This is a genomic window from Sphingorhabdus sp. (assembly GCF_023910635.1).
Taxonomy (GTDB): domain Bacteria; phylum Pseudomonadota; class Alphaproteobacteria; order Sphingomonadales; family Sphingomonadaceae; genus Sphingorhabdus_B.
In genome coordinates this window covers 1-16,359 of record NZ_JAAVVZ010000030.1, presented here as the reverse complement: position 1 = coordinate 16,359, position 16,359 = coordinate 1, and the positions used below count along the sequence as shown (strand labels likewise).

Sequence of the window (16,359 nt, the reverse complement as noted above, 5' to 3'; positions counted from 1 at the left end):
CTGATATTCGTTATCAACGTTCGCCAAGCGAGTTGGATAAGGTTTTCGTTATTGGAGTGGTGAGGTAACTAAGGACGGTGCGCGTCCGGCTGCGAACTTCCACGGTCGCGGTCATTCCAGCGTTAATTTTCACTTTGCTCGCTGCGTTTAATTTTGGATCGAGGCGTACAAGAACCCGATAATAAACCGTCTCCGAACCCTGCGGGCCGGGCTCGGTCAGCGTGTCCGGACTGATATAGTCCACCCGGCCTTCAAGACTGCCGTAAAGTCCGGAATCATAAGCATCGAGCTTCACTGTCGCCGGAAGACCAACCCGAAGCGACGAAACGTCGGTAGGTAGATATTTAGCCTCCACAATCAGATTTCCGGATGTCGGAAGAATTTGTAGGATAGGCTCACCCTGCCGAACTGCGGCACCCGGGGTGGTGACATCAATGGATTTCACCTGCCCGTCGAGCGGTGCACGCAAGTCCGTCATTTGCAAAACAGCGGTGCGTTCGCGAAGCAATTCCTCTTGCGCGGCCAGATCTTCCTCTGCCTTCACCATTTCGGCTTGGGCATCCTGAAAAAAGCGATTGCGCAAGGAAACAATCTGACCGTCTAATTCGGCGCGAGACCGCTTTAGACGGATCACTTCAGCCTGACCGACGTCTCCGGACGCCAGCAGCGGCTCGGAAATTGCCAATTCCTGCGCGGCAAGATTCCGGTTTGTTTCCAACGCGCCAATGCCCTCGCGCAGCGCCTGACGTCGACGCTGAAACAACTGCCTCTGGTTTTCCTTAAACACGGGCCACGCATCAAGTTCAGGTGGGAATGTGAGGCCTTCACCATAAACTTCGGCACGCAATCTTGCGAGCGCAGCCTTAAGCGCAGCTACTTTATTCTGGCTATCGTCATAGGCTGCCATGACTCGGCTTTGGTCCAACCGCGCAAGCAGTTGCCCCTTTTTGACCATCTGCCCTTCGCGAACAAACATTTCGGCCAGCACGCCATTATCGGTGGCTTCGATCATCTGCGTGCGCTCAACCGCAATCACCTGACCGCGCGCGCGCACGAGCTGATCAATCTCTGCAAATCCGGCCCATAGGATGATAGCCGAAATCGCCAACAGCGATGACACCACAATAACAACTGCACGGGACGGGTTACGCAGCGCCGAACCAAGGCCGCCAGCCTTCGAGCGCTTGGATTTTGAACGATGTTCGATCATATTCATGATGGTGCCTATACAGAAGAGCGCAAATTTGAGCTGGTGGTGACAACGCCGCTCTGCTGTTGCTGTGCAGCAGCGGCTCTTTGACGCAACGCGTCCAGAACCTTGTCCTTTGGACCATCCAGTGCGACGCCTTGAGGGGTTAAAACGACAAGCCGATCCACAAGGTCAAGCAAGCGTGCTTTGTGCGTGACGAGAACAAGCGTCTGGCCCGATCGAACATGCTGTTTCAGCGCCATAAGGCACCGCTCCTCGGTGCCTTCGTCCATAGACGATGTCGGTTCATCTAGCAGCCACAGTGAAGACTGGCACAACAGCAGACGCGTGAGCGCCACAAGCTGCTTTTGCCCGCCAGACAGGCCCTCGCCGCCTTCCGAAATGCGGACATCCAATCCTTCCGGACGTCCGGCAATCTGTTCCGCCAGTCCCGTGGTTTGGATCGCGGCCATCAGCAAATCTTCTGCGACATAAGGGAGGCCAAGGGTCAAGTTTTGCCGCAACGTCCCGCTAATCAATCTCGTGGTCTGCGGCAAATATCCGATCAACTCTGACCGCCGATCCGAAGCGATATGCTGGACATCCATGCCGTCGAGGCACACCACGCCCTTCGACGCCTTTATAACGCCGGCAAAAAGCTTCAAAAGCGTGCTCTTCCCAGACCCGACCGATCCAATAACTCCGACCCGCTCGCCCGGTTGAACCGTAAAGCCGTTCAACGCGAAGGGTGTTGTCTGCCCCCGCCAAGCAAATTCAACGTTGCGGACCTCAAGCTTACCCTGAACAAATGTCGGAGACAGTGACTGAAGAATTCCATGATTGTCGCGTTCAAGTTCAAACAGCTTCTCAAGATGGTCGAGCGCAATTTTTGAATTACCCCACTGTACAAGCAGGCCCGGCAAAGCTGCGACCGGACCGAGGACCCGACCCGATATTATCGAACAGGCGATAATCGCCCCTACCGTCATTGTTCGGCCGTCCACGGCCAAATAGGCTCCAGTGGCGACAAGTAAAACATAGCTAAGCTGCTGCATGAGGCCGGAAAAATGCGCAGCATAATCATTGAGCTGCTTGAGCTTCATCGTTTCATTAGCGCTTTCCCGCGATAGGGCGTTCCAGCGGCCCTGCAGCAACCACCCTGCCCCCGCTGCCTTCACCGATTCTGCGGACTGAATCGTTTCAACAAGGACACCTTGGCGCATATTGGCGACCGACATTTCATTGGTCGCATGTCTGGCAATTGCGCGCCGCAGGGAAAGGCCGCCAGCAGCAGCAATCACAAAGGCAATGGCCGGGACCATAGCCACGGTAAATCCACCAATCATCCAGATGATCAGCAGAAAGAAAACGGCAAAGGGCAGGTCCGTTGCCAGATAGATAATTCTGGCCAGGGCAAAGGCACGTACGGTTTCAAAACCACGCACCTGCGCCGCCAATGTCCCAAGACTTGGCGGCATTTGGTCCAAGCGAACCGACAACAGTCGCGCGTAGACAGAAACCGAGGCGTCCACATCAATCGCGTTGATGGCCCGATCCATAATGGCCGAGCGCGCCAGTTTCAGTCCCAGTTCGACCACAATCGCAATGACAACGCCGACCGTTAAGACGATCAAAGTTGACAGGCCACCCTGCCCAATGACGCGGTCATAGACTTGCATCGAATACAGCGAAGTCGCCAATAACAATATCGAACTCAGTGTTGTCGCAACGGCGGCTAAGGGTACCCAAGCCCGATCCTTGCCCAATATTGTCTCGAACAACTCCTCTGCAGTTTGTAGCGCAGCCTTTTTGCGGGCGGGCGATGCAGGCAAGAACAGTGTTCCCGCAGGCCACGAGCCGAATTGCTGGCGACCAGCACGCGTTTCCACTAGCCATTCACCAGGACCACCTGCTGCGTACACAAAGGCATAGCCATGGTCAGGAATAAGGGCGACCGCGGGTAGCGCGATCGATGCCAGCTCTGTCGTCCAGTCCCCTGCCTCAATGTTCAGTTTTTCGAACAGCTCAAGAAGTGCGACCTGATGAAAATCAGGTTCATCTTCCAACAGAAAATGCCGGGCCAGCGTAACTGAATCCCGGCTCAACAGCCGATAGTCTGTAACACCGGCGGAAACGAGTTGCTGGCTCAGCCATATGAGCCCTTCGTGCGAAAAAGACGCATCGCGGGTCGATGAAACGACGACCGGAAGTCCATCGTCGTCCGCATCGTCCATCATCGTTACTAAGCCGACACTTCCAGAGGCATCTACCATATAATCTGGCCTGTCTGGAGCTGCAGGCGATAGTCTGCAACGAGATATTGGACTTCTGCATCCGCAAGAGCGCGCTCATTTTCTGTGACTTCGCGCACGACGTTCAAAAGGTCGAGCCAACTGCGCTTCCCCGCAAGGAAAAGGCGGTTGTAAGATCCAAAAGTCTCTTCCTGAAGCATGAGGTTTAAGCGCAAGGATTCGACCAGCCGAGACGCAGCATCCCGCGTTTCTAAGTCGGTGCGGACAGAAGCCCGAATATCTTCCCGCGCCGCATCTAAAGAAAGTTGGGCGCCTTCGGCCTGCGCCCTTGCCGCATCTACGCGTGACAAAGACGACAAGCCAGACCCGAAGCTATATTGCAGGCCAAATAGAACACGGCTGGCAGGAAAAGCAGAAGTGTCATAACGCCCATTATCAATGCGCTGCTCAAACTTGCCATAGAGCGTTGGTTTCATGGCATTGAGGGCGCGTACGCTGTCGATGTTTGCCACTTCAACATCGCCGCGCGCGCGTTTCAGAACAGGGCTGTAGCTGAGGCTTTGTTCAACCGGATCCTGCGCGACTGAGGGGTCATCAGGCAATGTCTGTGCGAGCATCGTTGGCAAGACAACGTCTTGCATCGTCAAAGGCGCACCGAGAAGTTCGCTTAACCCAGCAAGCGCAGCGTTCTGGCGCGCCGTGAGGCTTACGATATTATTTTCCGACTGGCGTATGCGGGTCAGAACGAGGTTGAGATCCACAGGTGCAGAAACGCCGGCTGTCACACGGCGACCGATCATCTCCTCCAATGCGCCCAACCGGTTCAAATCTTGGCGAAACACGTCGAGGGATCGGGATGCTGACAACAGCTGCCCAAACAAATCTAACACCCGAAAGCTCAGCACATATTGCGCCTCTTCCACCCGCACATTCGCAAGGCTTGCACGGGACTTTGCGGCCTTAAGATCGGATTCCAGCCTTCCAAAACTGTAAATGGGCTGAGAGACAGAGGCGATCAGTTGACGATCTTTTCCACTGGTCTCCACCCCTACTGCGGGGGCGGGGAAGAATTGCCAACGCGCTGCGGCAACATCAAAACCTGCGGCCGTGGCTGCGGCAGATTGCGAACGAATACGCGGGTTTCGCGCCGCCACTTCACTTACCAGCCGCTCGAACGTCCATGCAGGCTGGGTTTCGTCGGTGGCGACCTCTGTTCCAACAGCATCAGCTGTTACAGCCTCATCCGCTACTAAAGCCTCGTCCGCTGCTACGGCTTCATCAGCCGCCACCTGCGCGGCCACAGCGCTTGGCGCCGCCCAGAGTGTGGAAAAAACCAGCCCGCCGAGCAACGGCGCAAGTAGACGCACCTGAGACAGACCGCCGAACAAAGAAACGGGGCTGAGCAAAGAGCAGGCCGAACCGTAAAAACTAAGCCCAGCCGGAAAAACTTTCGTAAAAACTCGGACCAACTTAACCCTCCAAAGCCCCCCGGGCATCAAAACAATCGAAATGCATTGATCTATACGTCGCGGTAACCAGAATGTTTATTGCCGACAGTAGCGGCAAAAAAATTCCCCCTTCAGTTCTCTACTTCCAAAATCTGGGCTATGATTTTGGACCCCGGCGCGAAAAACAATGCAATCGAATGACACTCTAATCAGACCCTTCGACCTAGAGCGGGGGCGTCTTCGCCCTCATTCACCTCAAAAACAACTAATCCATTGATAGATTAACTAGTTTTTTGGGGAAGAATTCGTTCGAAAGGTTAATTTGTTATATACTTTAGGATATATAACTAATCTTATAGATTAGTTCATTGTCCAAAGGTTTATCCAAATTGGAGCAGTCTTTTGAGGCCAACACCTGTAGGAAGAAAAGGCTCGCCCGACACAGGCCGCGTTATAGCTACTGAGACGCAGCACAAGAGAGCAATCACATATCCGTGCGGTGGCCGTCTTATCACTAGTTTAACTAAAGCAAAAATAGGGTCACTACCTATCAAATTAACTCTCGAGGTAGGAGGCCATTTTGTTCAGTGCAACGCCGCAATGGACAAAATAGGTCAAGTCCCAACGACACCAAAATGGTTCAAATCCCTCGCCATTTTGACGCCGCGAAGGTGAGTTTCAGTGGTCCTAACCCTAAGCTGCCAGCCTATTCCCGTTTTAGCAGATGCCAAATTGCAGAATAAGCTGACTAATCGACGATACGCCAAGCTTTTGCATCAGGTTGCGACGATGAACTTTCACTGTTGCTTCTGACACGCCCAGTTCATGCGCAATTTGCTTTGCGAGTTTGCCACTGCAAAGTGCCACGAAAATCTCTCGCTCTCGCGGCGACAATGCATTGACATGACTCAGTTTTTGCGTGCGTCGTTGCAATTCGAGTTCACGCTGCCGCAAATCCTGCATGGCGACGCTTATGGCGTCCAACAGATCCTGCTCGCGAACGGGCTTGGTTAGAAAATCGACAGCTTTTGCTTTCATCGCCTTGACGGCCATTTCAACATCGCCATGGCCAGTGATGAAGATCACGGGTGCGACGCTTCCCATCTCAGTCAGCCTTCGCTGAATTTCCAGGCCACCAATACCGCGCAGTCGTACGTCGAGGACGATGCAACCTGAAAGCCCGCCCTGTGCGGCAAGTAAAAATACCTCACCATCATCGAACAATTCTACGTCATAGTCTATCGACCGCAACATGACCGCCAGCGAAGAGCGAAACGCAAGGTCGTTATCAACAACATAAATTTTTCGGTTGAAGTCGCTCATTTCACTCCGCATCCCGTTTGCATTGTGTCGCATATCAAGGCGTTTGCCCGCTACCAAATGCATTCTTCGAAGATGGTAGAGTTATTACACCGTTTTACAAAATGTTGCGCGCTTAATGGCCGCTAAATATCCGCATTAAGGATCACGAGACGCAACTTAAGCTTTATGGCGCGATCGCTATATAGGGTGTGGCAGGCACGCTACCTCCTGATCACCGCAACGTCGAAAATTTCCGTAACAGCACCATCAATGCGGAACCACTCGGTGCAGACGCCTTTCGCCAGGTCGATAATCTGGACCCCGCACCAAGCTTCGCTTTCAACATCGCGCAGCTTTTGATGCAAGGTAACGTCTTCCACGGTCCCGAAGCGCGGCTTGGACAGGCCGACAAAAGCAAAGTCATTATAGATGACCAGCTCGCGGGCAAAGCCTGGGCAAAACACGCGCGGCTCGAATGTGCCCCTACCCGAAGCGGCACCCGCAACCACGCCAAGTTCGCCTGTGCCGGAATTAAGCACCCAAAGATCGCCCTTGTGTAAGCGAGGCGCGTGTGGCTTTGACAGTCCCTCGCAAATAATCTTACCGGTGCGTGCATCAATGACCACGCCGCCGTGATATTCGCGGTCCAGCCAGCCATCGATCGTATCGGAACGAATAATTGCACTGACATAGGCCGGCTGACCGCCCTCCATCGCGAGACCATTAATCTGGCACCGGTCCTCGTCCGCCAAAGCCGGGATAAAGGGCGGCCGCCAAGGGCCGCGATAGCTGTGGTGCGGAAGCTCGGTCGCAAAGAGCGCAGACGCGTTCGTTCCATCATTGAGGTATATATCCAAGGGTTGACCCAAGGCGAACTGATGCACCGCCCCGTCGCCTTCGGCAGTATGCCCAAGCGTATATAGCAAGCCCGATTGATAAGACGAAAACAGGATCGAAACGCCTTGCGCGGCAAGAAACGCCGACAGCTCGTCCGACTGGCGGAATGTCGTGACCTCATCCTGCTTGGCGACATCGACATTCATTATGGGGTTAACATAATTCAAAATGCATACCTTATGGCCAAGCATGCGCCACGGCCGCTGATGTTAAAGAAACCGACATATCTTTAGTTATACACTAAAAGGTTAACATTTCTTTAACGTCATGCCAAATAAATAACTGTCATTTTTGAGAGCATAACATGTAATTTACAGTGCGTTACGAATTGAAGTTCGCTACCCTGCTGAGCAACGCCCGTTTGGCAGCGCTCGCCTGCGGAAAAGCGTCGTTGCGCGCAGGTCATGGACGGAAAATCACATTTGGCCGTGAACGCATGCGTATCGCGCTTAAAGCCGATGGTCGCCCCAGCGCAGCGCTAACTGGCCAAGCGCGACAGGCTCCAGCCTGCGCTGGAGCGACGGCGGGACTGGGGGATTAGACATTTTGCCTCCTTACCGTCACCCTGAACTTGTTTTGGCTCTGCCAGCCTTCGGCTCCAGGGTCCATTTATCAGCCGAAAACGGTCTATGTGGCACGATGGATGCTGAAACGAGTTCAGCATGACGTTTGGGAGAAACGTGCTCTCTTATCACCGTCGCCGCAGCGCAGGCTGGGGCCTATCCCGTCTATCGGCGAAGCGCAGCGCTAACCGGCGCGGCGCGATCGGCACCAGCCTGCGCTGCGGCGACCTATCCTTGACCTGATTTTTCGGAAAAACTTGGTGCACCCAACTGGATTCGAACCAGTGGCCCCCAGATTAGGAATTTTAGGGTATAGCATATTCGGCATTTCTCGTGGCTTCCTTGATATTCCAAAAATGCCTGATTTGCCTCATATTTCACGTATCGAGACATTTTGACATTCCCTGACATTGCACTATGGTGATTACACGGTGCTTACACAGGATATGAAATGGCGACGGGCTACATTACGAAACGAGCGGTTGACGCCTTGAAAGCAGCCAGCGGGCAACTGTTCTTCTGGGATGCTGGGGATGGTGCGATCAAAGGCTTTGGCGTCCGCGTCACACCGGCTGGCGTAAAATCCTATGTTTACCAGTATCGGCTTGGCGGGCGCGGTGCAGCGGTCCGGCGCTATACCATCGGGCGGCATGGCGAATTCACCCCCGACAGTGCGAGAGCGCGTGCAATCGAACTGGCAGAACAGGTGCGCCGCAACATCGATCCCCTTGAAACAGAGGCAGGCCAGAGAAAGGATCGGGACGAAAAAGCTCAAGAGGCTCGCGATTTGGCCTTCGCTGCCTATGCCGCCCGCTTTCTGAAAATGCACGTCGAGCCGAACACACCAGACAGCTACGGCTTTGCAGAATCGATTGTGCGTTTGCATGTTTCGCCCGTGCTAGACCGCAAGCCCCTGCCAGAGATAACCCGCCGCGATATAGTGGTGGTGATTGACAGGATCGACGCCGCGCAACCGTCTGTACGCCGCAATTGCTTCGCCGTCATGCGAAAGCTGTTCAATTGGGCGCGGGCGCGTGGCGACATTAAACGGTCGCCACTGGAGGGGATGGAACCACCGCCCCTTGTCCAGTCACGCGACAGAGTTTTGAGCGATACCGAATTGACGCTGGCCTACCGCGCCGCCCAAACAATCGCCTATCCATTTGGACCGCTCTTTGAATTGCTGTTTGCAACGGGGCAGCGGCGCGACGAAGTGGCAGGGCTGGATTGGAGCGAACTGGACCGCACGGCGGGCCTTTGGACGTTGCCAAGGGAACGGGCCAAAAATGATGCGTCCAATATCATCCCGCTAAACCGGCTGGCCATTGCCGCGCTGGATCGGGCGGCTGGCAGGGGATTGGACGCCAGCACCGATTGGCCGCGCAGCGGTTTGGTATTCACGACCACCGGCAAAACGTCCGTATCAGGCTATAGCAGGGCCAAGGCGAAGCTGGACGCCCGCATGGCCGAACTGGCCATAGAAGGTACCACAGAGGCCGCTCCAGTCACAATCAAGCCTTGGCGGGTGCACGATGCCCGCCGGACGCTGGCAACGGGCCTACAGCGGCTTGGCGTCCGCTTTGAAGTGACAGAGGCGGTGCTAAATCACGTATCGGGCAGCCGTAGCGGGATTGCAGGCGTGTATCAGCGCCACGGCTGGGGACCGGAAAAGCGGGCCGCGCTGGACGCATGGGGGACGCATATTGAGGGATTACTCAATCCAGCCGAAAGCACGGGCAATGTCGTGCCTTTGCGCCGCGATGCCTAGGCTGCAACTCCAACGCATTCACGCTATCACAATATGCTTGCAAATATCTCAAGATAGCGTAAAGTGCTAGCATGAATAGCAAACAGGCCAAGATGCTAAAGGCGGTGTTTGCTGATCCTGTTTCGGCGTCGCTGGAATGGAAGGCGATTGAGAATTTGCTGATCGCGGTCGGTTGCCGGGTGATTGAAGGCAGCGGATCGCGGGTGCGTTTTGAAAAGGACGGGATGCTAGAAGCTTTCCACCGTCCCCATCCCGCCAAAGAGGCCAAGCAATATCAGGTGCGCGCCGCCCGGGCATATCTGGTCAGGTTAGGAGTGAAACCATGAGCGATATTTTGAGCTATAACGGCTATACCGCCAAAATCGAATTTGATGCCGAAGACCGCATTTTCTTTGGCCGTTTGGCCGGGATCAATGATGGCATTGGCTTTCATGCCGATACCGTCGAAGACCTGATCGCCGCCTTTCAAGAGGCAGTCGATGACTATATCGAAACATGCGCCAAAATCGGCAAAGCGCCCGAAAAGCCCTATTCTGGCAAGCTTATGTTTCGCGTCGATCCAGAGGTTCATGCCCAAGCTGCCCTTGCCGCCAAGCTGAAAGGCCAAAGCCTGAATGCGTGGGCAGCGGGTGTATTGCGTGATGCGGCACGCGCAACGACTGGCGGCGCGGTGGCGGTTTGAGGATCGGGAAGCTGCTGGTGAAATGTTGGAAACCGTAAATTGGCCGCTTGTAAATCCGGACGGCACACCGTGCTTGGATGAAAACGGCGAGCAGCGTTGGCGAACGACCACACAGCTTTGGACTATGTCAGACGGTATCGAATGCGAAATTCCGGACCGATATCGTCAAGCGACGCTTGAAATGTCGCGTGACCATTTCTTTCAAAACAATCAACACCATTGGCACGAAGAGCAGAACAGCAAATTTCTCTGGACGCGTGACTGTTTCATAGCGGCCTGCGAAGAAGCTCGCTCTATTGATTGGGATGCTGAAAAAAACAGAGCATTTGATAAAAAGCAGCTACGCGAACAGGTTGCTGATTTCACAAAAGCTATTCGGGTATTTCGCAAAGCACTCGATAAAGCACCGTTTCAGTTAGGCGCGCCTCAAAAGCTGACTCATTTGTTCCATCAAATGTATCTGCACTATTCCGATGAAAATCAGGAGCAATGGCTGCCAGACTTGGTGGACAACATGACCAGCGGGCTAACATCTCGGAATCCATTGGCGGCTCTGGACGGTCTTGCGGAATACTATGACGGCTGGAGAGACTTAGGGAGAGGCTATTTTCAATATGGCATGATTGGCTACGAAAAACTGCCAAAGAGGCTTCCTGATAAACAAGTCGCATTGGCAATGATATTGGCGGATTGGTTCACGTCCTGCCGCCCCGATGGTGAACAAGTCCGTCAAATTTACCTACCAAAGGCTGCCACTCTCTCTGTAGACACACCGTGGGAGATGATTCGATTATTTGTCGATGCAGCCTTTAAGGAGCCTTCCAAAAGCAAAAATCTGCAAAGGCGGGTCCAAGCTGCAATCAATGCTGGTGCTAAAATCGGCCTAAGGGCTGGCTGAATAAAAGCCGCCAATTTTTCTTCGTTTTGTTCACTCAGCGCACCAGTCCCAGTCTGGTGCGAATGAAATTCTTTGTCATGCTTAGGGCTGCTTCAACGCAACGTAAGGATGATTGAACATGACAGAATTGATAAATGCCAAACAAACAGCACAGCATTTGTGCATCATAGAAGGGACTTTGGCGAAGTGGCGTTTGACGGGTGAAGGTCCCAAATTTTTGCGGGTAGGTCGCAGGATCGCTTACGATCCCCGCGACGTCCAAACTTGGCTGGACGCCCGCCGCGTATCCAGCACTTCGCAGGAGGCGGCATGATGGACCGTCTCGAAACAAAGACGGAGGCCGTTGCACCGGCCTCCGTTGGGCCCATCTCGACAATCGGCAGCCCCGCCATTTACCCCTTGCCAACCGAATATCGCAAGCCAATTCGCTTTCGCATTGGCGACAGGGTCATAAAGCTGACAGGCGGTCGGGCGTTGGTGTTGGACCGGCTTATCGCGGCTGGACCGGCCGGGATTGATCGGGCCGCAACGCTGCAATGGGTTGCCAATCTGGCAGACACCATCGCTGCATTACGAACGGCTGGAATCGCAATTGAGACGCGGAAAGGCCAAGCCGCCAACTATTCCATTGCCTGCAATGTCGAAAAAATTGGTGGTGCAGCATGATCGTTCTCGAAATCCGATTTGGCGGAAACCTATGGCGCGTGGAATCTTCCAACTTCAATGGCAATGCGCGGGTGAGTATCTGGCCTTACTACGCTCACCATGACGGCAGCATGAAGCCCGGACGGGGTGGCTTGCAAGTGCCTGTAGAGCAAGTAGACGCCTTTGTTAAAGCCATTGCAGATGCAGCCCACCGGCTGCGCTGACGGGCAACAGAGGGGCAGTGTTACGGCGCTGTCCCTCACATCATTCCGGCAAACTTGAAACTTGCGACCGATGGTCCAAACCTATCCCATGCGCCCCGAAAAAAAGCGCAGAAAGCCGTCTAGTGGCAAAACTGGCACGACGCTTGCTTTTATAGATCAGGATAAGAGTGAGTGCACGTTGACGCAACACATGCCCTTTCCGGCTGGGGCGGGGCGCGCAACAGGGCTGACAGAGTGAGCAATTCCCTGACACTCGCAAAGGCACAGGCAATTATTGGCGGCGCGTATCAGGCGCGAAAAATCGGGCTGCCCTTCAATCGCTTCGTCACCATTCACTTTGAGCGCGCCGGATTAAACGATGCAGATGCAGCGACGGCGATTGGCAAGATCATGAAACTTGCGACAGACTGGACACGAAAGCAGGGGCAAGTGATTTCGTATGCGTGGGTGCGCGAAAATGACACTGGCAACGGCAGCAAGGGTAGCCATGTCCACATCCTTTGCCATTGCCCCGATGCCCTGCCAATTGGCCGTATGTGGCAGCGGTGGCTGCGCAAGGCAACGGGTAGGCCATATCGAGCGAGGGCCATAAAGAGTGAGCGCATCGGCGGCACACTTAACGCCTATGCCACGACCCCAGCCGCCTATTTGCAAAATCTGGATAGGGTGTTGGCCTATATATGCAAAGGCGTTGCACCAGCCGACGCTATTGCTCTGGGTTTGCCCCGACAGGAATCGGGCGGACGAATCATTGGTAAGCGCGCAGGATTGTCGCAAAACATCGGCAGCAAAACGCGGGTCCTAACCGCCACTTGATTGACACGCATAGCGGTAAGGAACCGCAAAATCCCTTAGGCGTCGCGGCGTCCGGCTACGTTATTGTTAGAAGTTTCAGTTTCGCTCCAAATCTTTCTTGGTGCTTACACAGTGATTACATATCTAGAATTCGAGCCACTGCCTTCCTCAGAAATTTAAGCAAATCATTGAAATATATGGTGCACCCAACTGGATTCGAACCAGTGGCCCCCAGATTAGGAATCTGATGCTCTATCCTGCTGAGCTATGGGTGCAACGCCCGCGGTCATAGCTGCGCGCAATCGGACGGTCAATTTTTTGCCGAGGGCGGGACGACCGGAAACAACAAAGGCGCAACGCCGACGCCTTCTTCAACCAACGCCTTTGCCTCATCACTGCTGGTTTCACCGTGAATGAGGCGATCGGGTTCTTCGCCATAATATATGGCGCGCGCGGTTTCGGCGAAGTTGCCGCCCACCCATTGCGAGTTATCCAGCATCTCGGATTGCGCGCGGGCCAATTTTTGAACCAGTTCCGCCATTGCCGGGGGCAGGATGGCATTTGCGGGTGCATCCGCCACCGTTTCGACTGCGGCGGGGGCTACCGAAGGCAGAAGGGCGGGCCGTTGGTTGCCCTTGCGCGGCACATTGGGCACCGACAGCGCCTTTTGAATCATGCCGTCATTGCACGCCGGGCAAGCGAGCAGACCGCTGGATTTCTGCGCATCAAAATCGGCAGAGGACGCGAACCAGCCTTCGAACTGGTGTCCGTTGCTGCAGTTCAGGTCAAATGTGATCATTACGCGCCGCTGGCTCCCAGCAAGCTATCCAGTTTTCCTTGGGCATCAAGCGCACGCAAGTCATCCGACCCGCCAATCGCGACGTCATTGATGAAAATCTGCGGCACGGTTTGTGCACCCGGCGCACGTGCGACCATCTCGGCGCGCTTTGCGCCGCCCATCGTGACGTCATATTCGGTATAACTGACGCCCTTGCCATCCAAAAGATGCTTGGCGCGCACACAATAAGGGCAAGCGAATTTGGTGTAGATTTCAACTGTTGTTGTCATAGAACTGAAATGGTGATCCCAGTCCTGCAAGTCAAGCGTCGAACGATACCCCCGCGTCGGCTTGCGTCTTGCCGCTGCGCAAGGCACGCGCCCAACAGAATATCTGCACCCAGTCTGCGCCGCCACGTTTCAGCACCGCGACGCAGCCGTCGCTGGTTGCGCCCGTGGTCAGGACGTCGTCGATCAGGATGATTTTGCGCCCTTTCAATTTGCCCTTATATTTTGGATGCAGGGTAAAGGCGCTTCCCACGGCCTGTCTGCGGCGTTTGTGGTCCAAACCTCGCATGCTCGGCGTGCGCTTATGCCGCAATAATATATCGGGCACAAAGGTGATGCCGGTTAAGGCCGCGAGCTGTTTGCCGATCAGCGCCGACTGGTTGAAGCTACGCGACCAGATCCGTGTCCAATGCAACGGCACGGGCGTGATGATGACTTGGTCCGTCTCGTCCGGCACATGGCGCAACAATTGCTGCGCAATGACACGCGCTAAGCCGATTTTGCCACCATATTTTAACCGCAGCGCCACGCGCGCCGATAGATCGTCATATTTTACGGCGGCCCGGATGCCGTCATGTCGGGGCGGGTTTGCGATGCAGGCCGCGCAATAAGCGTCCGCACCACGGTCAAAGTCAAAGGGGGCTGCGCATCCCCGACACCAAGGCGGCCCCATAAATTCCAGCTTTTGCCAGCAGGAGACGCAGAACGGGCCGCCCGCTGCGGTAATAGTGCCGCAACAGGGGCAGCGTTCGGGCAAAACCCAATTCAACATCATATGGAAAATGTGGCTGCCTTTTGCCATATCGCACTTGTCGGACAAAGCTTGGGTCTGCACAAGGGCGCAAATGAACAATGAATTATATCCACCGGAAATTTTTGACCGCCGCCGCCGTCATGCCCTGCGCGCGCGGGCCGCTGGGCGTTCGGGTGATGATTTCCTGTGGCACCATATCGCGCAAGATATAGCAGAGCGGCTGTCTGCGGTTACGCGCACGTTCGAACATGCCCTGATCATCGGGCCCATCGGACGATGGCAAGCGCAAATCCTGCGGCCAAATGTCCCCTGCACGCTTGCCCCGCTCCGCGACAAAGGGGCCGAGAGTGACGCGCCAGTTGCGTTGGAAGAAGACCGCCTGCCCTTCACGCCGGGCAGCTTTGACCTGGTGATTTCGGCAGGAACGCTGGATAGCGTCAACGACTTGCCCGGATCGCTTATTCAAATCCGCCGTATCTTGCGGCCCGATGGATTGTTCCTTGGCCATATGTTCGGCGCTGGAACCTTAGCTATGCTGAAAGCGATGTTGCTGGAGGCGGATGCCGATCGGGTGACGCCGCATATCCACCCACAGATTGACTTGCGCAGCGCAGCAGATCTCATCGTTCGCGCTGGATTCTCTTTGCCTGTCGCGGATCAGGACACTACCGCCGTACGTTATGGTGACTGGCGCTCGATTGTGTCAGATATACGCGATGCTGGGATAGGCAATGCACTTGCCGGACCGCGTAACTATCTGGGCAAAGACATAGCCACACGGCTTGAATATGCCTTTGCCGCCCGCGCCGATGCCAAAGCTAAGGTTACAGAAAGCTTTGCGCATATCTATTTGAGCGGATGGGCACCGTCCGAAAACCAACCCCGACCCGCCAAAAGGGGCAGCGGGCAGGTTTCGCTCGCGGACATATTGTCGAAGGATCAAGCGGGCTAAATCCCCAGCAACTTGCGGACCAGAGGATAATCGGCGGGCGGCATAGGCAAATCCGCCATGTCTTGCGGTAAAGTCCATTGGATATCGGACGCATAGATCGCGGTGGGCACACCCAACCATGTGGTGCAGCGATAAAGCAGAAGCACAAGATTTCGTTCGCCCAATGGTTCGCTGGCGAAGGTTTCGGGCACCAAATCCTGCGCGGCAACGATGATACCAAGCTCCTCCTCAAGCTCTCGCACAAGAGCGTTTTCTGGCGATTCGCCAACATCCACTTTGCCGCCGGGGAATTCCCATAAACCGCCCATTTGGGCATGCATGGGCCGCTTTTGCAGCAGAATCTCTCCGCTCTCGTTAGTCAACGCGGCAGCCACCACAAACAATATACTCCGACTATTTTCCATATTCCCACCACGCTGCAAGCATTTGTTAACTTGTGTGTGAGATTTTAACGATGCTCGCAACCAGGGAATGAAGTGAGACCGAACATGTTGGAATTAATTCATTGCATCAAAAAATGCGACCAGGGCGCGACGGCAGTAGAATATAGTCTGATCGCTTCATTAATTGTTATTACAATAATTGTAGCATTAACACAGGTGTCAACAAATAATACGGATATTTGGAACACATTATCCGATAAAATAGTCGCAACTAGTAATTAATTTTCACATTAACTAAATATAAATTATTTTAATTTATTTATTCTTTGACGACTTTTTTAAGAAGTCGTCCGGGGTATAAAAATAGACTGGAGACCAAAAATGAAATTTAGCACAAAATTCTTCAAGAATGAAGACGGCGCGACCGCAATTGAATATGGCTTGATCGCCGCTTTGATCGCTGTTGCCGCCATCACGGCCATGACGAGCCTTGGCGAGAACCTGTCGGGTACGTTTACCAATGTAGGCGATAAGCTCGAAAC

The 16,359-nt window shown here is 54.4% G+C and carries 20 protein-coding genes and 1 tRNA gene; 11 read left to right on the top strand and 10 right to left on the bottom strand.

Annotation, left to right across the window (positions count from 1 at the left end):
* Window positions 1-13: 13 nt before the first annotated feature.
* From HEQ34_RS12940 to HEQ34_RS12920, 5 genes are all read right to left on the bottom strand, one after another.
* Window positions 14-1,216 (bottom strand): HlyD family efflux transporter periplasmic adaptor subunit, encoded by a 1,203-nt coding sequence (locus HEQ34_RS12940; RefSeq protein WP_296201153.1) that lies wholly within the window; start codon window positions 1,214-1,216, stop codon window positions 14-16.
* 8 nt (window positions 1,217-1,224) lie between these two features.
* Entirely contained in the window at window positions 1,225-3,462 is a 2,238-nt protein-coding gene (locus HEQ34_RS12935) for an ATP-binding cassette domain-containing protein (RefSeq protein WP_296201151.1), read from the bottom strand.
* Window positions 3,456-4,910 carry a TolC family protein gene (locus tag HEQ34_RS12930; protein WP_296201149.1) on the bottom strand — a complete coding sequence of 485 codons (1,455 nt, stop codon included), beginning with the start codon at window positions 4,908-4,910 and terminating at the stop codon, window positions 3,456-3,458. The genes HEQ34_RS12935 and HEQ34_RS12930 overlap by 7 nt, the downstream gene beginning before the upstream one ends.
* 696 nt (window positions 4,911-5,606) lie before the next feature.
* Window positions 5,607-6,212 carry a response regulator gene (locus HEQ34_RS12925; protein WP_296201148.1) on the bottom strand — a complete coding sequence of 202 codons (606 nt, stop codon included), beginning with the start codon at window positions 6,210-6,212 and terminating at the stop codon, window positions 5,607-5,609.
* 200 nt (window positions 6,213-6,412) lie between these two features.
* Window positions 6,413-7,255, bottom strand: a complete 843-nt coding sequence (locus HEQ34_RS12920) for a DUF4915 domain-containing protein (RefSeq protein WP_296201137.1) — start codon at window positions 7,253-7,255, stop codon at window positions 6,413-6,415.
* Between the two features lie 847 nt (window positions 7,256-8,102).
* On the opposite strand from HEQ34_RS12920, the gene HEQ34_RS12915 reads away from it, so the two are divergent.
* The 8 genes from HEQ34_RS12915 (at window position 8,103) to HEQ34_RS12880 (ending at window position 12,684) form a co-directional block, all read left to right on the top strand.
* Window positions 8,103-9,419, top strand: a complete 1,317-nt coding sequence (locus HEQ34_RS12915; protein WP_296201135.1) for an integrase family protein — start codon at window positions 8,103-8,105, stop codon at window positions 9,417-9,419.
* 71 nt (window positions 9,420-9,490) lie between these two features.
* Window positions 9,491-9,745: a type II toxin-antitoxin system HicA family toxin gene (locus HEQ34_RS12910; protein ID WP_296201132.1), complete on the top strand. Its 255-nt coding sequence runs from the start codon at window positions 9,491-9,493 to the stop codon at window positions 9,743-9,745.
* Window positions 9,742-10,101, top strand: coding sequence for a type II toxin-antitoxin system HicB family antitoxin (locus HEQ34_RS12905; RefSeq protein WP_296201129.1), 360 nt, complete (start codon window positions 9,742-9,744; stop codon window positions 10,099-10,101). The genes HEQ34_RS12910 and HEQ34_RS12905 overlap by 4 nt, the downstream gene beginning before the upstream one ends.
* 22 nt (window positions 10,102-10,123) lie before the next feature.
* The gene (locus HEQ34_RS12900; protein WP_296201126.1) at window positions 10,124-10,999 is read left to right on the top strand and encodes a hypothetical protein; all 876 of its coding nucleotides are present in this window, start codon (window positions 10,124-10,126) and stop codon (window positions 10,997-10,999) included.
* Between the two features lie 118 nt (window positions 11,000-11,117).
* Window positions 11,118-11,312 (top strand): DNA-binding protein, encoded by a 195-nt coding sequence (locus HEQ34_RS12895; RefSeq protein WP_296201124.1) that lies wholly within the window; start codon window positions 11,118-11,120, stop codon window positions 11,310-11,312.
* Window positions 11,309-11,665, top strand: a complete 357-nt coding sequence (locus tag HEQ34_RS12890) for a hypothetical protein (protein ID WP_296201121.1) — start codon at window positions 11,309-11,311, stop codon at window positions 11,663-11,665. The genes HEQ34_RS12895 and HEQ34_RS12890 overlap by 4 nt, the downstream gene beginning before the upstream one ends.
* The gene (locus tag HEQ34_RS12885) at window positions 11,662-11,868 is read left to right on the top strand and encodes a transcriptional coactivator p15/PC4 family protein (RefSeq protein ID WP_296201118.1); all 207 of its coding nucleotides are present in this window, start codon (window positions 11,662-11,664) and stop codon (window positions 11,866-11,868) included. Before HEQ34_RS12890 ends, HEQ34_RS12885 begins: the two co-directional genes overlap by 4 nt.
* 234 nt (window positions 11,869-12,102) lie before the next feature.
* Complete coding sequence (locus tag HEQ34_RS12880) at window positions 12,103-12,684, top strand: hypothetical protein (RefSeq protein WP_296201117.1); 582 nt, start codon at window positions 12,103-12,105, stop codon at window positions 12,682-12,684.
* Between the two features lie 177 nt (window positions 12,685-12,861).
* On the opposite strand, the gene HEQ34_RS12875 is transcribed toward HEQ34_RS12880, so the two are convergent.
* The 4 genes from HEQ34_RS12875 to HEQ34_RS12860 form a co-directional block, all read right to left on the bottom strand.
* Window positions 12,862-12,938: transfer RNA gene (locus HEQ34_RS12875), tRNA-Arg, on the bottom strand.
* 35 nt (window positions 12,939-12,973) lie between these two features.
* Window positions 12,974-13,462 carry a DUF1178 family protein gene (locus HEQ34_RS12870; RefSeq protein ID WP_296201115.1) on the bottom strand — a complete coding sequence of 163 codons (489 nt, stop codon included), beginning with the start codon at window positions 13,460-13,462 and terminating at the stop codon, window positions 12,974-12,976.
* Window positions 13,462-13,731, bottom strand: a complete 270-nt coding sequence (gene grxC / locus HEQ34_RS12865; protein ID WP_296201114.1) for a glutaredoxin 3 — start codon at window positions 13,729-13,731, stop codon at window positions 13,462-13,464. Before grxC ends, HEQ34_RS12870 begins: the two co-directional genes overlap by 1 nt.
* A gap of 31 nt (window positions 13,732-13,762) precedes the next feature.
* Window positions 13,763-14,503: a ComF family protein gene (locus tag HEQ34_RS12860; RefSeq protein ID WP_296201111.1), complete on the bottom strand. Its 741-nt coding sequence runs from the start codon at window positions 14,501-14,503 to the stop codon at window positions 13,763-13,765.
* A 70-nt stretch (window positions 14,504-14,573) separates the two neighbouring features.
* Here HEQ34_RS12860 and HEQ34_RS12855 point away from each other — a divergent pair, with 70 nt between their 5' ends.
* Window positions 14,574-15,434 carry a methyltransferase domain-containing protein gene (locus tag HEQ34_RS12855; RefSeq protein ID WP_296201109.1) on the top strand — a complete coding sequence of 287 codons (861 nt, stop codon included), beginning with the start codon at window positions 14,574-14,576 and terminating at the stop codon, window positions 15,432-15,434.
* Here the strand turns inward: HEQ34_RS12855 and HEQ34_RS12850 are convergent.
* Window positions 15,431-15,838 carry a (deoxy)nucleoside triphosphate pyrophosphohydrolase gene (locus HEQ34_RS12850; RefSeq protein ID WP_296201107.1) on the bottom strand — a complete coding sequence of 136 codons (408 nt, stop codon included), beginning with the start codon at window positions 15,836-15,838 and terminating at the stop codon, window positions 15,431-15,433. The genes HEQ34_RS12855 and HEQ34_RS12850 overlap by 4 nt on opposite strands.
* Before the next feature lie 84 nt (window positions 15,839-15,922).
* Here HEQ34_RS12850 and HEQ34_RS14470 point away from each other — a divergent pair, with 84 nt between their 5' ends.
* Together HEQ34_RS14470 and HEQ34_RS12845 are read left to right on the top strand one after the other, a co-directional pair.
* A complete protein-coding gene (locus tag HEQ34_RS14470; RefSeq protein ID WP_366934872.1) occupies window positions 15,923-16,099 on the top strand; it encodes a Flp family type IVb pilin in 177 nt (58 codons plus the stop codon).
* 99 nt (window positions 16,100-16,198) lie between these two features.
* Window positions 16,199-16,359, top strand: a 161-nt coding sequence (locus HEQ34_RS12845) for a Flp family type IVb pilin (RefSeq protein WP_296201158.1), incomplete at its 3' end; no start/stop codon positions are given.

What these genes read in the sequence shown, in the direction of transcription:
- HEQ34_RS12940 (WP_296201153.1), bottom strand. Translation starts at nt 1,216, where the DNA reads ATGAATATGATCGAACATCGTTCAAAATCCAAGCGCTCGAAGGCTGGC.
- HEQ34_RS12935 (WP_296201151.1), bottom strand. Translation starts at nt 3,462, where the DNA reads ATGGTAGATGCCTCTGGAAGTGTCGGCTTAGTAACGATGATGGACGAT.
- HEQ34_RS12925 (WP_296201148.1), bottom strand. Translation starts at nt 6,212, where the DNA reads ATGAGCGACTTCAACCGAAAAATTTATGTTGTTGATAACGACCTTGCG.
- HEQ34_RS12915 (WP_296201135.1), top strand. Translation starts at nt 8,103, where the DNA reads ATGGCGACGGGCTACATTACGAAACGAGCGGTTGACGCCTTGAAAGCA.
- HEQ34_RS12910 (WP_296201132.1), top strand. Translation starts at nt 9,491, where the DNA reads ATGAATAGCAAACAGGCCAAGATGCTAAAGGCGGTGTTTGCTGATCCT.
- HEQ34_RS12905 (WP_296201129.1), top strand. Translation starts at nt 9,742, where the DNA reads ATGAGCGATATTTTGAGCTATAACGGCTATACCGCCAAAATCGAATTT.
- HEQ34_RS12900 (WP_296201126.1), top strand. Translation starts at nt 10,124, where the DNA reads ATGTTGGAAACCGTAAATTGGCCGCTTGTAAATCCGGACGGCACACCG.
- HEQ34_RS12895 (WP_296201124.1), top strand. Translation starts at nt 11,118, where the DNA reads ATGACAGAATTGATAAATGCCAAACAAACAGCACAGCATTTGTGCATC.
- HEQ34_RS12890 (WP_296201121.1), top strand. Translation starts at nt 11,309, where the DNA reads ATGATGGACCGTCTCGAAACAAAGACGGAGGCCGTTGCACCGGCCTCC.
- HEQ34_RS12885 (WP_296201118.1), top strand. Translation starts at nt 11,662, where the DNA reads ATGATCGTTCTCGAAATCCGATTTGGCGGAAACCTATGGCGCGTGGAA.
- HEQ34_RS12870 (WP_296201115.1), bottom strand. Translation starts at nt 13,462, where the DNA reads ATGATCACATTTGACCTGAACTGCAGCAACGGACACCAGTTCGAAGGC.
- grxC (WP_296201114.1), bottom strand. Translation starts at nt 13,731, where the DNA reads ATGACAACAACAGTTGAAATCTACACCAAATTCGCTTGCCCTTATTGT.
- HEQ34_RS12860 (WP_296201111.1), bottom strand. Translation starts at nt 14,503, where the DNA reads ATGATGTTGAATTGGGTTTTGCCCGAACGCTGCCCCTGTTGCGGCACT.
- HEQ34_RS12855 (WP_296201109.1), top strand. Translation starts at nt 14,574, where the DNA reads ATGAACAATGAATTATATCCACCGGAAATTTTTGACCGCCGCCGCCGT.
- HEQ34_RS12850 (WP_296201107.1), bottom strand. Translation starts at nt 15,838, where the DNA reads ATGGAAAATAGTCGGAGTATATTGTTTGTGGTGGCTGCCGCGTTGACT.
- HEQ34_RS14470 (WP_366934872.1), top strand. Translation starts at nt 15,923, where the DNA reads ATGTTGGAATTAATTCATTGCATCAAAAAATGCGACCAGGGCGCGACG.